The sequence below is a fragment of the Phenylobacterium parvum genome (genome assembly GCF_003150835.1).
Taxonomy (GTDB): domain Bacteria; phylum Pseudomonadota; class Alphaproteobacteria; order Caulobacterales; family Caulobacteraceae; genus Phenylobacterium; species Phenylobacterium parvum.
Window position 1 is genome coordinate 512,885 of record NZ_CP029479.1, and the last position, 12,996, is coordinate 525,880.

Annotated in this window: 13 protein-coding genes; 2 read left to right on the forward strand and 11 right to left on the reverse strand. The window is 71.5% G+C overall.

Annotated elements, in window-relative coordinates:
* Nucleotides 1–28: 28 nt before the first annotated feature.
* The 6 genes from HYN04_RS02500 to HYN04_RS02525 form a co-directional block, all read right to left on the reverse strand.
* The gene (locus HYN04_RS02500) at nucleotides 29–253 is read right to left on the reverse strand and encodes a F0F1 ATP synthase subunit C (protein ID WP_110449298.1); all 225 of its coding nucleotides are present in this window, start codon (nucleotides 251–253) and stop codon (nucleotides 29–31) included.
* A gap of 52 nt (nucleotides 254–305) precedes the next feature.
* On the reverse strand, nucleotides 306–1,073 hold the full coding sequence (locus HYN04_RS02505) for a F0F1 ATP synthase subunit A (RefSeq protein ID WP_110449299.1): 768 nt from the start codon (nucleotides 1,071–1,073) through the stop codon (nucleotides 306–308).
* A gap of 16 nt (nucleotides 1,074–1,089) precedes the next feature.
* Nucleotides 1,090–1,446, reverse strand: coding sequence for a F0F1 ATP synthase assembly protein I (locus HYN04_RS13380; protein ID WP_162599513.1), 357 nt, complete (start codon nucleotides 1,444–1,446; stop codon nucleotides 1,090–1,092).
* A 196-nt stretch (nucleotides 1,447–1,642) separates the two neighbouring features.
* Complete coding sequence (locus HYN04_RS02515) at nucleotides 1,643–5,086, reverse strand: AAA family ATPase (protein ID WP_110449301.1); 3,444 nt, start codon at nucleotides 5,084–5,086, stop codon at nucleotides 1,643–1,645.
* Between the two features lie 17 nt (nucleotides 5,087–5,103).
* Nucleotides 5,104–5,709, reverse strand: a complete 606-nt coding sequence (locus tag HYN04_RS02520) for a DsbA family protein (protein WP_110449302.1) — start codon at nucleotides 5,707–5,709, stop codon at nucleotides 5,104–5,106.
* A 73-nt stretch (nucleotides 5,710–5,782) separates the two neighbouring features.
* On the reverse strand, nucleotides 5,783–6,340 hold the full coding sequence (locus tag HYN04_RS02525; protein WP_110449303.1) for a DUF721 domain-containing protein: 558 nt from the start codon (nucleotides 6,338–6,340) through the stop codon (nucleotides 5,783–5,785).
* An 83-nt stretch (nucleotides 6,341–6,423) separates the two neighbouring features.
* Between HYN04_RS02525 and mutY the strand changes: the two genes are divergently transcribed.
* Complete coding sequence (gene mutY / locus HYN04_RS02530; protein WP_110449304.1) at nucleotides 6,424–7,467, forward strand: A/G-specific adenine glycosylase; 1,044 nt, start codon at nucleotides 6,424–6,426, stop codon at nucleotides 7,465–7,467.
* Here mutY and HYN04_RS02535 read toward each other — a convergent pair.
* From HYN04_RS02535 to ygfZ, 5 genes are all read right to left on the reverse strand, one after another.
* The gene (locus HYN04_RS02535; protein ID WP_110449305.1) at nucleotides 7,424–8,599 is read right to left on the reverse strand and encodes an MFS transporter; all 1,176 of its coding nucleotides are present in this window, start codon (nucleotides 8,597–8,599) and stop codon (nucleotides 7,424–7,426) included. The genes mutY and HYN04_RS02535 overlap by 44 nt on opposite strands.
* Before the next feature lie 52 nt (nucleotides 8,600–8,651).
* A complete protein-coding gene (locus HYN04_RS02540; protein WP_110449306.1) occupies nucleotides 8,652–9,731 on the reverse strand; it encodes a site-specific DNA-methyltransferase in 1,080 nt (359 codons plus the stop codon).
* 80 nt (nucleotides 9,732–9,811) lie between these two features.
* Nucleotides 9,812–10,432: a ribonuclease HII gene (locus HYN04_RS02545; RefSeq protein ID WP_110449307.1), complete on the reverse strand. Its 621-nt coding sequence runs from the start codon at nucleotides 10,430–10,432 to the stop codon at nucleotides 9,812–9,814.
* Nucleotides 10,429–11,019: a DNA-3-methyladenine glycosylase I gene (locus HYN04_RS02550; RefSeq protein WP_110451261.1), complete on the reverse strand. Its 591-nt coding sequence runs from the start codon at nucleotides 11,017–11,019 to the stop codon at nucleotides 10,429–10,431. Before HYN04_RS02550 ends, HYN04_RS02545 begins: the two co-directional genes overlap by 4 nt.
* Before the next feature lie 70 nt (nucleotides 11,020–11,089).
* A complete protein-coding gene (ygfZ, locus tag HYN04_RS02555; protein WP_110449308.1) occupies nucleotides 11,090–11,872 on the reverse strand; it encodes a CAF17-like 4Fe-4S cluster assembly/insertion protein YgfZ in 783 nt (260 codons plus the stop codon).
* Between the two features lie 114 nt (nucleotides 11,873–11,986).
* Between ygfZ and HYN04_RS02560 the strand changes: the two genes are divergently transcribed.
* The gene (locus HYN04_RS02560; protein ID WP_241962674.1) at nucleotides 11,987–12,895 is read left to right on the forward strand and encodes a glycosyltransferase family 9 protein; all 909 of its coding nucleotides are present in this window, start codon (nucleotides 11,987–11,989) and stop codon (nucleotides 12,893–12,895) included.
* Nucleotides 12,896–12,996 lie beyond the last annotated feature (101 nt).

The following is a 12,996-nucleotide window of genomic DNA, read 5'->3' on the forward strand; positions in this document are numbered from 1 at the left end:
GCCGGCGTCGCCGCAGGATCAGTTGAAGTCAGCTGAACAGGATCAGCAGGCCCAGCACGAAGGCCAGGATGCCCAGGGCTTCGGTGAGCGCCGCGCCGAGGATCAGGTTGGTGAACTGGCCACCGGCCGCCGACGGGTTGCGGGTGGCGCCCGACAGGAAGTTCCCGAAGATGGTGCCGACGCCGATGCCCGCGCCGATCATGCCGAGGGTCGCCAGACCCGCGCCGATGAACTTAGCCGCTTCCGCTTCCATGATTTTGGTCCTGCTTGAGTGTTGGAAAGGGGGTGAGGGATGGACCCGGAGATCAGTGGTGATCGCCGAGGTTGACCACGTCATTCAGGTAGACGCAGGTCAGAACCGCAAAGACGAAGGCCTGGAGGAAGGCCACGAGGAATTCGAGGGAGGTCAGGGCGACCACGCCCACCAGGGGCAGGACGGCGCCGACGACGCCCACGGCGCCCAGTCCCGCCAGGGCTGGGATGAAGCCGGCGAAGACCTTGAGGGCCACGTGGCCGCCAAGCATGTTGCCGAACAGTCGAAGGGCAAGGGTGACCGGCCGCAGGAAGAAGGAGATGATCTCGATCGGCGTCACCAGGAACAGCATGTACCAGGGCACGCCCGACGGCACGAACAGCTTGTACATGTTGGCGCCGTTGCGGATGAAGCCCACGACGAGCACGATCAGGAAGGTCAGCACCGCCAGCGTGGCCGTGACCGCCAGCTGGGAGGTGGCCGTGAAGGCCAGGAACAGACCCAGCATGTTCATCGACAGGACGAACAGGAAGATGGTGAAGACGTAGGGGAAGAACTTGCGGGACTCGTGCCCGATGATCCCGTGCGCCATGTCGTCAATATAGCTGAACAGGCCCTCGGCCATCAGCTGCATCCGGCCCGGCACGACGGCGGCGCGGCTGGTGGCGACGGCGAAAAAGGCGACGACCAGGCCCGCCGCGATCAGCATGGCCAGGATCGAATTGTTCAGGGAAAGGTCGACGAGAAGGCCGCCGGGCAGCTCCACCGTGGGCAGCTGAAGGCCCTTGTGGATCTCGAACTGTTCCATCGGGCTGGCCATGCCGCCTCGAGCTCCTTCAATCGTCCTCGTCCTCGGCGTCATCGGGCAGGTCCCTCGGGGGGCCCCAGTCCCGCGCCGCCTCGGCGCCGTAAATCCTGGCCGAACGCACGGCCAGCCAGATCGAGATGGCGAAGCCCCCCAGGACCCCGACAATCATTCCCCAGGGCGCCGAGCCGACCAGGAAGTCGACCACCGCCCCGAACCCAACGCCCACGAACACCCCGCCAAACAGCAGGGCCATGATGCGGTATCCATAGCCCGCCGCTTGGCTCCCATGGTCCGGAACCTCCCGGGTCGTACGCGCTTCGAGGGCGGCGGCCTGCTCGTCAAGCCGACGAATGGCCTCTTCCCTCGATGGATCCGATCCTGGCATGGGTCACACGGTCTGACGGCCCTGGCGCAAACCAGGACCCCGGGCTGGATTTCGGGCCGGAACCTATAGAAGCGGTTGCAGTGCGTCAAGGCTGGCGGGACCGGTTTTAAGTCCCTGAAAACAAAGAAAAAGAAGGGCTCGGGAAGCACCAGTCTCCCGGCCTTGTCCAGGCCCTCGGGGGATTCCCCCTCGCTGGCTACTCCGCCGCCAGGGCCTCGGCCTGCCGCAGGTCCACCGAAACCAGCTGCGAGACCCCACGTTCGGCCATGGTCACCCCGAAGAGCCGGTCCATCCGCGCCATGGTGACGGGGTTGTGGGTGATGGCGATGAAGCGGGTCCGGGTGCGCCGGCGCATCTCGTCCAGCATGTTGCAGAACCGGTCGACATTGGCGTCGTCCAGCGGCGCGTCCACCTCGTCCAGCACGCAGATCGGGGCCGGGTTGGCCAGGAAGACGGCGAAGATCAGGGCGCAGGCGGTCAGGGCCTGCTCGCCGCCGCTCATCAGGCTCATGGCGGCCAGCCGCTTGCCCGGCGGACAGGCGAAGATCTCGAGGCCGGCTTCGAGGGGGTCGTCGGACTCCACCAGGCGCAGCTCGGCCTGGCCGCCTTCGAAGAGGGCCTGGAACAGGGCCTGGAAATGGCCGTTGATCACCTCGAAGGCCGCCAGCAGGCGCTCTCGCCCCTCACCGTTGAGCTCGTCAATGCCCTGCCTCAGCCGGGCTATGGCCCCGGTCAGGTCCGCCTGTTCCGTGCGCAGGGTGTCCAGCCGCTCTGCGTACTCGCGGGCCTCTTCCTCGGCCCGCAGGTTCACCGCTCCCAGGGCCTCGCGCTGGCGCTCGAGATTGTAGAGGTGGGCCTCGACCCCGCCGGCCTCGGCGGGGATGGCGACGGCCTCGTCCGCCAGGGAGCGCGCCAGGTCCTCGGGTTCGACGCGGGCGGTCTCGCGGATCTGGCCGGCGATCTCGGCCAGCCGCTCGCGGGCGGACTCCAGCCGGGCGTCGAGGCCCGCCCGGCGCTCCCGCACCTCGGAGGCGGCGGCCTCGGCGGACCTCACAGCGCGGGTTGCTTCGGCCCGCTCGGCCTCGGCGGCCGCCAGGGAGTCGGAAGTGCCGGCCCGGCGGGCCTCCGCCTGGCCCAGCTCGGTCAGCAGGGCCTGCAGACGATCGGCGTGGGTGGCGGGCTTTTCCCGGGCGGCGTCCAGGCCGGCGACGGCCTTGGCGCGCTCCCCGGCCAGGCGATCCAGGCGCTGGGCGGCGGCGGCCGAACGGCGGCTCCAGTCTTCGCGGTCCTCAAGTGTCCGTTCCAGCTGGCGGCGGCGGCCATCGCGCTCGCGCACCTCGGCGTCCAGGGCGGCGCGCGCCTGGGCGGCGGCCTCCACGGCCGGACCGGTCAGGGCGCGGGCGGCCTCCAGGCGGGTTCGGGCGTCCCCGGCGTCGCCAGCTGCGGCGACCTCGGCCTCGGCGGCGGCGAGGACCGCCTCCGTCTCGGACATCTCGGCCTCAAAGCGCCGGATCAGGTCGTCCAGGGACTGCTTCTGGGCTTCGCGGCGCGCCGCCTCGCGATCATGACGCTCCCGCGCCTGGCGGGCCTGGGCCACGACCTGTTCTGCGGCGGCGGGGCGACGGCGGCCGTCCCGGACCCCGGCCTCTGCAACCGCAAGGGCGCTGGCCGCGGCGACGAGGGCGGCGGCGGCGGCTTCGGCCTCGGGGCGCTGGCCCGCCAGCAGGTCCTCCAGCTCGGCCAGCCGTCCGCGCTGGGCCATCCGGACGGCCGAGGCCCTGGGGGCGTCCGCCCGGGCGACAAAACCGTCCCACCGCCAGAGGTCTCCCTCGCGGGACACCAGCCGCACGCCCGGCGACAGGCTGGCGGCCAGACGATCACCGTCGCTGCGGTCCACCAGCCCGACCAGGGCGAGGCGGGCAGCCAGGGCCTGGGGCGCCTTCACCCGATCCGCCAGGGGTTCAGCGCCCGCGGGCAATGCAACCGGCGGCGTGGGGGCGCCCCTCCAGAAGGCGTTGGCCCTGGGGTCCAGCGCCGCGTCGAGGTCGTCGCCCAAGGCGGCGGCCAGCGCCGCCTCGAGGCCGCGCTCGGGCGTGATGCTATCGACAGCCGGGGCGAAGCCATCCTCGGCGGAATCCTTGAGAAGGCGCAATAGGCCCCGCGCCTCGGCCTCGGCGGCGTCGAGCCGGGTGCGAATCTCGCGGGCGGCGTCCTGGGCCTGGCCCTCGGCGCGGGCGGCTTCGGTCCGGGCCGCCTCAGCCGCCTCGAGGGCGGTGCGGGCTTCGGTGAGCTCGGCCTCGGCTGCGGCCAGGGCTTCGGCTGCGGCCTTCGCCTCCGGGCCCTCGGCGCCGCTCAGGGCCTCGCGCTCGCGAATGGCCTGCTCCAGGGCCCGGCGGGTCCGGGCCGCCCGGCTGCGGGCCTCTTCCGCGCGCGTCTCGGCGGCGCGGCGCTGGGCGGCCTCGGCGGCGACCTGGGCGGCCAGGGCCTCGACCTCGGCCTGGACACGGTCGCGCTCGACCTCCGCAAGGCGAAGGGCGGACTCCAGTTCGGGGCCCCGGGAGGGGGCGGCGGCGACCTCCGCCTCCAGGCGGCTGATCTCGGCGGCCAGGCGGGCCAGGGCCTCACCGGCGTCGGCCGTGATCTGGGTCTCGCGGGCCCGGTCGGCGTCAATACGGGCGATGTCGGCCTCCAGCCGGCGGACCTCCTCGGCCAGGGCCTCGGCCTCGCGCTCCAGCCGGTCGCGGTCGATGGCCAGCTTGTTCAGGACGGCCGCCGCCACGGTCTCGGCCTCCCGCAGGGCGGGCATGGCGGCCTCGGCCCGGGCCGAGCGGGCGCTGGCCGCCGCCGCCGCCCGCGCCGTGTCCTCGACCCCCCGGATCGCCTCTTCGGCCTCGGCGGACAGGCGGCGAACCGCCTCTCCGGCCTCGGCCCAGCGAGCGTAGAGCACGGCGGACTGGAGGGTGCGGATCTCGGCGGAGAGCCTGCGGTACCGCTCGGCGTTCCGGGCTTCCCGGCGCAGGCGGTTGAGGGCCGAGTCCAGCTCGCGGGCGATGTCGTCCAGCCGGGAGAGATTGGTCTCGGCCGCCCTTAGCCGCAGCTCCGCCTCATGCCGCCGGGTGTGGAGGCCGGAAACGCCGGCGGCCTCCTCCAGGATCATCCGCCGGTTCTGGGGCTTGGCCGCGATCAGCTCGGAGATCTGGCCCTGACGCACCAGGGCTGGCGAGTTGGAGCCCGTGGAGGCGTCTGCGAACAGCAGGTGGACATCGCGGGCCCGGACCTCACGACCGTTGATCCGGTAGGTGGAGCCTTCTCCCCGGTCGATCCGACGGACGACCTCCAGGACCGGGCTGTCATTGTAGGCGGCGGGCGCCCGGCGCTCGGCGTTGTCGATGGTCAGGACGACCTCGGCGTGGTTCCGCGACGAGCGCCCCCCGGACCCGGCGAAGATCACGTCGTCCATGCCGCCGGCCCGCATGGCCTTGGCGGAATTGGCGCCCATCACCCAGCGCAGGGCTTCCAGCAGGTTGGACTTCCCGCAGCCGTTCGGCCCGACAATGCCCGTGATTCCGGGCTCGATGCGCAGTTCCGTCGCATCGACGAAGGACTTGAAGCCGGAGAGCCTGAGCCGCTGGAACTGCACCTGGCCTGCCTGTCCCCCTACTTCGAGGCTTCGGCGACGGCCTTCTCGAGGGCCGCCAGGCTGATCTCGCCCTCGCCCACCGACTTGCCGTTGATGAAGAAGGCGGGGGTGCCGGTGATCCTGTCCTGCTTGATCGCCCGGTCGACGCGCGCGTTGAGGGCCTTGAGCGCCTCCTCGTCGGTGATGCAGGCGTTGAACTGCGCCTCGGTCAGGCCTGCGGACTGGGCGACGCGGAGCAGGACGCCGCGCATGTCGCCGGTCTGGAAGATCTCCTGCTGGCTGCGGAAGATCGCGTCCAGGACGGTGAAGTACTTGTCCTTGCCGGCGCAGCGCGCGGTCAGGAAGCCCGCCGCCGCCAGTTCGTTGGGCGGAGTGAGGAATTCCTTGAGGGTGTAGTGGACCTTGCCGGTGTCGATGTACTTGGTCTTGAACTCCGGGAAGACCGTGTTGTTGAAGGTCGCGCAGTGGGAGCAGCTGGCTGAGGCGTACTCGACCATCTTCACCGGCGCCTTGGGATCGCCCAGGGTCATGTCCTCGGCCGAAGGCGCGGGGCCGCGGCTGCAGGCGGCGAGGAGGAGGGCGCCCGCGAGGGCGGCCAGGGCGAGGGGACGGAACCGGGACATATCGCCTCCAGAATGGCTTTGTCGGGAAGTAGAGCCCGATTCTAGGGCTCCGGGGACGCCCGCCCAAGCCTGCTCAGGCAGGGTCGGTCCGGTTTCTGTGGACGGAGCGGCCAAGGTCGACCAGGGCGGCGCGCAGGCGGTCGGTGCGGGCCGGCGCGGCGGCGACGTCCAGGGCCGCCTCCACGGCGGCGTCGAGGGGCGGGGGCCGGCGGCGCGAAACCCCCTGTCGAAGGTTGGCGACCGGATTGCGCAGGGGCCCCTGCACCACCCTGAGCCGGCCCGCCGCTCCGGCGCCCAGGAAGAGGTTCACCCGGTCGAGGATCTCGGCGCTGCGGTGCTGGATGAGGGTGGCCGAGGGACCGGCGACCCGGATCTCAAGAACGCCAGGACCGCCGCCGCGGGGCGGCGAGAGCCGGACCGGCTCTGTCCGCCGGGCGAGGTCAGCCCCGACGATCTCGGTCCAGCGCGCGTGGAGCGCGCCCGGCCCCTGGCCGAAGCGGGCGTCCAGGGCCTTCAGGACCGGGGCAAGGCTGCGTCCCGCCGCCGGCGCCGCGCGCCGGGCCGGACGCGTCCGGCGGCGGGCGAGAATCTCCGCAGCTTCGGCGATGGAAGGCAGTCTGCGTCCAGGCATGGGACCACCCTAGACCCGACCCTCCTGCGCGGGGAGTCCCCTCAGGCGTTCCGTCCGGGGGAAACAGGCTCTAGGGTCCGGCCATGAACCCCGACCGCCTGCAGCGCCGCATACTCGACTGGTACCGGGCGAGCGCCCGGGACCTCCCCTGGCGCCGGCCGCCAGGCTCCAGCGCCCCCGTCGATCCCTACCGGATCTGGCTGTCCGAGGTGATGCTCCAGCAGACCACGGTGGCGCATGCGACACCCTACTTCCACGCCTTCCTCGGGCGCTGGCCCACCGTCACGGCCCTGGCCGACGCCGAGGACTCCGAGGTCATGGCCGCCTGGGCCGGGCTGGGCTACTACGCCCGGGCCCGCAACCTACTGGCCTGCGCCCGGGCGGTCCGCGACCGCTTCCAGGGGCGCTTCCCCGAAACCGAGGCGGGCCTGCTGGGCCTTCCCGGCGTGGGGCCCTACACGGCGGCGGCGGTGGCGGCGATCGCGTTCGGCGAGCCGGCCAATGTCGTTGACGGCAATGTCGAGCGCGTCATCTCCCGCCTCTACGCGGTCCAGGCTCCGCTGCCGGCGGCGCGCCCGCAGCTCCGGGAGCTCGCCGCCGGGCTGGTGGTCGCCGAGGCTCCGGCGGACTGGGCCCAGGCCCTGATGGATCTCGGGGCGACGGTCTGCCGGCCGCGCTCCCCGGCCTGCGGCCAGTGTCCCGCCGCGGGGGACTGCGCCGCCGAGGCCTCGGGCGATCCGGGAGCCTGGCCGCGGAAGGCCCCGCGCGGCGCTCGCCCGGCGCGCACTGGCGTCGCCTTCGTCCTGCGCCAGGCCGGGCGGATCGCCGTGGTGCAGCGGCCGCCCCGCGGGCTCCTGGGGGGGATGCTGGGCCTGCCCTCCACGGACTGGACCGAGGCCGGCCCCGACCCTGCGGCGATCACCGACGCCGCCCCCGCGGCGCTGGCCTGGCGGGACGCCGGGGCGGTGGAGCATGTCTTCACCCACTTCAGCCTGACGCTCACGGTGCTGTCCGCCGAGGGCGGGGCGCCCGGGCTCGAGTGGCTGCCTGAGACTTCCGCCGGCGACCTGCCCAGCGTCTTCCTCAAGGCGGTCCGACGGGCGCAGGGGATGTCCGGCGCGGAATGAACAGGGCCGTCAGGGCCAGGCCCGCCAGCGAGATGCAGATGGCCGACATCGGGATTCCAGGAACCCCCAGGGTCGCCAGGGCGAATCCGCCCACCGCCGATCCCAGGGCCTGACCCATCGAGTTGACCGAACCGTTCACCGCCATGGCCAGGGGCGCGCCCTGGCTGGTCTGGATGATCCGCGACGAGAGCACCGGCATCAGGGAGAAGAGCGAGGTCGAGGCCACGAAGATGGCGAGGGCCACGAGCAGCTGGCTTGGCAGGCCCGGCGGCGTCAGGTGGTGCGTGGCCGCCACGTGCAGGCTCATGGCGGTCAACTGGCCCAGGAAGCAGAGGATCAGCCACTCGCGGCCCTCGCCCCGGTCGCCCGCCCGTCCCCCGAGGGACAGGCCGACGATGGACCCCAGGCCAATGACCATCTGGAACAGGCCGACGCCCGCCCCGGTGACGCCGGCGCCCACCCGGACCACGGGGGCGATGAAGAGGTTCACCGTCATGTTGGCCGCGAAGGACAGGAAGGTCGCGGCGTAGAGGGGCGCGAGGGGGCTCAGCGTCAGGCGGGGCGCCCCCGAGACGGGCGAGGGCGGACGCACCGAGGGCATCAGGAACAGGACGCCCAGGAAGGCGATGCCGGTCAGGGCCGAAGCCAGGACGAAGGTCGAGCGCCAGCCGAAGTGTGCGCCCACGAAGCTTCCCAGCGGGATGCCGATGACGAAGGCCATGGTCATGCCGCCCATCACCATGGCCACCGCCGATCCCCGGCGCTCGGGCGGTACGAGGGCCGCGGCGGCGACGCTGGCCGCCGGCCCGGCGATGGCGGCGGAAAGTCCCACCAGGGTGCGCAGGACAAGAAGGGATTGGAACCCGGGCGCCGCGGCGCAGGCCAGGTTGGCCATGGCGCCGCAGCCAAGGGCCGTGACCAGCAGATGCCTGCGGTCCATCTTGCCCAGCAGCCAGGCGAGGGGAGGGCCCAGGAGGGCGGAGACCAGGACGTAGGAGGTCTGCAGCTGGCCCGCGACGGCGGTCGTCACGCCGAGGTCGCGCGCCATGGTCTCGAGCACGCCTGCAAAGATGAAGGCGGTCGACCCGAAGGCGAAGGTCGACAGGGTCAGGACCAGGATGCGCGGGTTCATCCGGCCAGCTTAGACCGGCTGATGCGGGCGGAAAGGAAAAACGCCGCCTGGGTCAGCCCGGCAGGCGGCTGCGGACCTGGGCGCGCAGGACGTCGATGGGCGTCAGGCCCTTGCCGGTCCGGAAGTGCCAGTAGGTCCAGCCGTTGCAGGCGGGCGCCGACTGGACCATGGCGCCCATCTTGTGAATTGAGCCGGTCAGGTCGCCCAGGGCCAGGGAACCGTCCGCGCGGACCCGGGCGGCGCGCTCGCCCCGCGGGCAATAGAGAACGTCGCCGGGACGCAGGAGGCCCGCCTCGAGGATCTGGCCGAAGGGCACCCGGGGCTCGGCGCGCCGCGAGCCCGTGACCTGGAGGTCTTCGGGCGCCACCGGCTGGACCCGGGCGATGCGCTCCCGCGCCAACTCGACGTACTCGGCCTCGCGCTCGATGCCGACATAGCGGCGTCCCAGCCGCCGCGCCGCCGCGCCGGTGGTGCCCGTGCCGAAGAAGGGGTCCAGCACGATGTCGCCCGGCTTGGTCGAGGCCAGCAGAACGCGATGCAGCAGGGCTTCGGGCTTCTGGGTCGGATGGGCCTTTGCGCCGGTCTCGTCCTTCAGGCGCTCCTCGCCCGTGCAGAGGGGGAAGGTCCAGTCCGAGCGCATCTGCAGCTCGTCGTTCGCCATCTTCATGGCGTCGTAGTTGAAGGTGTAGCGCTTGGCGCCCCGTCCCTTGGCCGCCCAGATCAGCGTCTCGTGGGCGTTGGTGAAACGCGCGCCCTTGAAGTTCGGCATGGGGTTGGTCTTGCGCCAGACCACGTCGTTGAGGATCCAGAAGCCGAGGTCCTGGAGGATCGTCCCGACCCGGAAGATGTTGTGGTAGCTGCCGATCACCCAGATGGCGCCGCCGTCCTTGAGGACGCGCCGGCACTCCGTCAGCCAGGCGCGGGTGAAGGCGTCGTAGGCGGCGAAGCTCTCGAACTGGTCCCAGTGGTCATCCACGGCGTCGACCCGCGAGTTGTCGGGACGCAGGAGGTCGCCGCCCAGTTGCAGGTTGTACGGGGGGTCCGCAAAGACCAGGTCCGCCGACCGGTCGGGCAGGCCCTTGAGGACCTCGATGCAGTCGCCCTGGATGATGGTGTCGGGGGTCACGCCCAGTCCTTAGCCCGCGGAGTCCGGAAAGTGAATCCTCGCCGTGCGTGGTTTAGGGACCGTTTCGAAACGTGGTGAACGAAAGATTAATCCCCGCCGCCCAGCAGGGCGCGGATCGGCGCGAAGGACCGGCGGTGGGCGGGGCAGGGCCCCAGCCGGCGCAGGGCCGCCACATGCTGCTCGGAGTGGTAGCCCTTGTGGGCGGCGAAACCGTATTCCGGCCAGTCCCGGTCGAGTTCCCGCATGACCCGGTCGCGGGCGGTCTTGGCCAGGATGGACGCCGCGGCGATCGACACGGAGAGGCTGTCGCCCTTGACGACCGGGCGGACTGTCGCGGGCAGGTCAAAGCGGTAGGATCCGTCCACCAGGATGAAGGCGGGCGCCGGGGACAGGGCCTCGACGGCCCGGCGCATCGCCAGCCCGGTCGCCTTCAGGATGTTCATCCCGTCGATCTCCTCGACGCTGGCGAAGCCGACAGCCCAGGCGACGGCGGCCGCCTTCACCTCGACCTCAAGGGCCTCCCTCCGGCGTTCGGTGAGCGCCTTGGAGTCGTCCAGGCCTTTGGGAATGCGCCCGGGGTCGAGGATCACCGCCGCCGCGCTCACCGGCCCGGCCCAGGGTCCCCGCCCGGCCTCGTCGACCCCGCAGACCGGCGCCGGCGATGCGGCCTCCAGGGCGTAGTCCGGACCCGGACCCCGACGGGTCACCCCCCCATCTCCAGGACGCCGGCGTGACGGTGGCAGGACACCAGGTGATCGTTCACCATGCCCACCGCCTGCATGAAGGCGTAGACGATTACCGGCCCGGTGAAGCGGAAGCCGCGGGCCTTCAGGGCGACGGAGATTTCCCGGCTGAGCGGGGTTTCCGCAGGCACGTCGGACAGTCGCTCCCGGAAGGGCTGGATTGGACGCCCGTCCGTGAAATTCCAGAGGAAGGTGGAGAAGTCCTCCCCGCGCTCCCGCATGTCGAGAAAGATCCGGGCGCCGGAGATGGCGGCGTCGATCTTGGCGGCCGAGCGGACGATGCCGGCGTCGCCCAGGAGGCGCGCGCGGTCGGCCTCGCCGAAGCGGGCCACGGCCTCGGGATCGAAGCCTGCAAAGGCGTTCCGGAACCCCTCCCGCTTGCGCAGGATGGTGACCCAGGCCAGCCCGGCCTGGAATCCGTCCAGCACCAGCTTCTCCCAGAGGGCCACAGGGTCGCGTTCGGGAACGCCCCACTCCTCGTCGTGGTAGGCCTCGTATAGGGCGTCGCCTTCCAGGCCGCGCCAGCCGCATCGAATCAAGCCGTCTGTCATGGTCGCAGCCTCGCAGGCCTCGGCCTTCACGGACAAGCCGTCCGCCTTACTCCTTACCCGGAATCAGCCGTCAGGAATGGGGGTGAACAGGCCTTCCATCGACGGTCAGGTCGCCTTCCAGCCGGTCCAGCCGGAGCAGGGCCAGGGCCAAGCCTTCCACGCCGGAACGGACTTCGCCAGCCCGGAGCGCCCCGTTCAGGACCTCAGCGCCGCGCGGGGGCGGGGGCCCCTCGAACCGGATGGGAACCAGCCGGGTCTTGACCTGTCCACGCCGCTTCATCCGGGAGGTGGTTTCCTGGCCGACGAAGCAGCCCTTCGAGAAGTCGATTCCCGCCACGAGATCGAGGTTGAGCTCGACGGGATAGTCCCTGTCGAAGTCGAAGTCCTCGGCGTCCCCAATGCCGAGCTCCAGGCGACGGCGTCGCCATTCCTCCGCTCCCGAATTCGGGACAGGCGGGGAAGCAGGCCCCCAGGCGCGCCAGGCAAGGCCCTCGCGCCGGGGATCGGGAACCCAGCCAGGTCCCGCCCCGGCGGGCGCCGTCGGCCAACTCGCCCAGACCTCGGCCTCGCCTGGCGTGATCTCCACCCGGGCGCGCAGCCGATAGATCTTCAGCCGCGCCACCAGTTCCTCCCGGCGAGCCCTGGCCACGTCCAGCCAGATCGCGCCGGGCCTGCCGACGATGAAGAGGTCGAAAAGAATCCGGCCCTGGGGCGTCAGGAGGGCGCCGTAACGCGCCTCGTCGTCGGCGAGACCTTCGACAGACTGGCTGACGAGGCCCTGGAGAAAGGTGACCCGGTCGTCGCCGGAAACTTCCACCACGGCCCGGTCGTGGAGTCGGACGCAGTTTGTCATCAGAAGACCCTCGCGCGGCTGGAGCCTAACCTAGCCTCCGATTATGTATCCGCAATGCCGCCCCCGCCCTTTCCGATTCTGTTCATCACCGCCACCCGGATCGGTGACGCGGTATTGTCGTCCGGACTCATCCGGCGACTTTCCGAAGAGGTTCCCGGCGCGCGGTTCACCATTGTCGCCGGGCCAGCCGCCGCGCCCCTGTTCGAGGACGTCCCCGGCCTCGAGGAGATCATCCGGTTCGAGAAGTCCCGGGATGGCGGCCACTGGATCCGGCTCTGGAACCAGGTGCGTCGACGGTCGTGGGGTCTTGTGGTCGACCTCAGGGGGTCGGCGATCAGCGGCCTGCTGAACCGCCGGAAGCGGGCGGTCTACAGGCGAAGCCCAGGCGTCCCGGTCCACAAGGTGATCGAAGCGGCGCGGGTCCTTGGCCTGCAGGAGGATCCACCCGCCCCCTACATTTATGTCGGCGAGGCCGCGGCGCGGAAGGCGGCGGGGCTGGTGGCCGGCGAGGGGCCCATCCTCGCCATGGGGCCCGCCGCGAACTGGGTCGGCAAGACCTGGCCTGTCGAGCGCTTCGCCCAGGTTGCGATCCAGCTCCTGGGCGCTGGCGGGCCTTTGGAGGGCGGACGCCTTATGGTGGCGGGCGGTCCCCAGGATGCGGGCGTTCTGCCCACCCTCCGGGCCGTGGCGCCCCGCGGCCGGTTCATCGACCTTGTCGGAAAGGTGGACCTCGTCACCCTTCACGCCGCCCTGGGCAGCGCCCGGCTCTTCATCGGCAACGACTCCGGCCTCATGCACCTTTCCGCGGCGGCCGGCGCGCCCACCCTGGGGCTCTTCGGTCCCTCGGACGAGCGGCTTTACGCCCCGTGGGGGCCAAGGGGCCGGGTCCTCAGGGGCGCTCGAAGCCTGGACCAGATCCGAACCCTGGATCCGGACCTCTCCCAGGCGATCTGCCACATGATGGACCTGTCGGTGGAAAGCGTCGTGGGCGCCGCAAAAAGGCTGGTTTTGGAGACCGGGTGAGGCGGCCCCAAGGTTCGGGCTCATGGGACCAGCGGCATTGCTCAGCCGGAGGGCGCGCTGCCGGCCATGGGCGCAGAAGCGGGACTCGGCGCCACGAATCG

Coding starts and splice junctions, on each gene's coding strand:
- ygfZ (WP_110449308.1), bottom strand. CDS start 11,872: ATGACAAACTGCGTCCGACTCCACGACCGGGCCGTGGTGGAAGTTTCC.
- HYN04_RS02500 (WP_110449298.1), bottom strand. CDS start 253: ATGGAAGCGGAAGCGGCTAAGTTCATCGGCGCGGGTCTGGCGACCCTC.
- HYN04_RS02550 (WP_110451261.1), bottom strand. CDS start 11,019: ATGACAGACGGCTTGATTCGATGCGGCTGGCGCGGCCTGGAAGGCGAC.
- HYN04_RS02520 (WP_110449302.1), bottom strand. CDS start 5,709: ATGTCCCGGTTCCGTCCCCTCGCCCTGGCCGCCCTCGCGGGCGCCCTC.
- HYN04_RS02535 (WP_110449305.1), bottom strand. CDS start 8,599: ATGAACCCGCGCATCCTGGTCCTGACCCTGTCGACCTTCGCCTTCGGG.
- HYN04_RS02505 (WP_110449299.1), bottom strand. CDS start 1,073: ATGGCCAGCCCGATGGAACAGTTCGAGATCCACAAGGGCCTTCAGCTG.
- mutY (WP_110449304.1), top strand. CDS start 6,424: ATGAACCCCGACCGCCTGCAGCGCCGCATACTCGACTGGTACCGGGCG.
- HYN04_RS13380 (WP_162599513.1), bottom strand. CDS start 1,446: ATGCCAGGATCGGATCCATCGAGGGAAGAGGCCATTCGTCGGCTTGAC.
- HYN04_RS02525 (WP_110449303.1), bottom strand. CDS start 6,340: ATGCCTGGACGCAGACTGCCTTCCATCGCCGAAGCTGCGGAGATTCTC.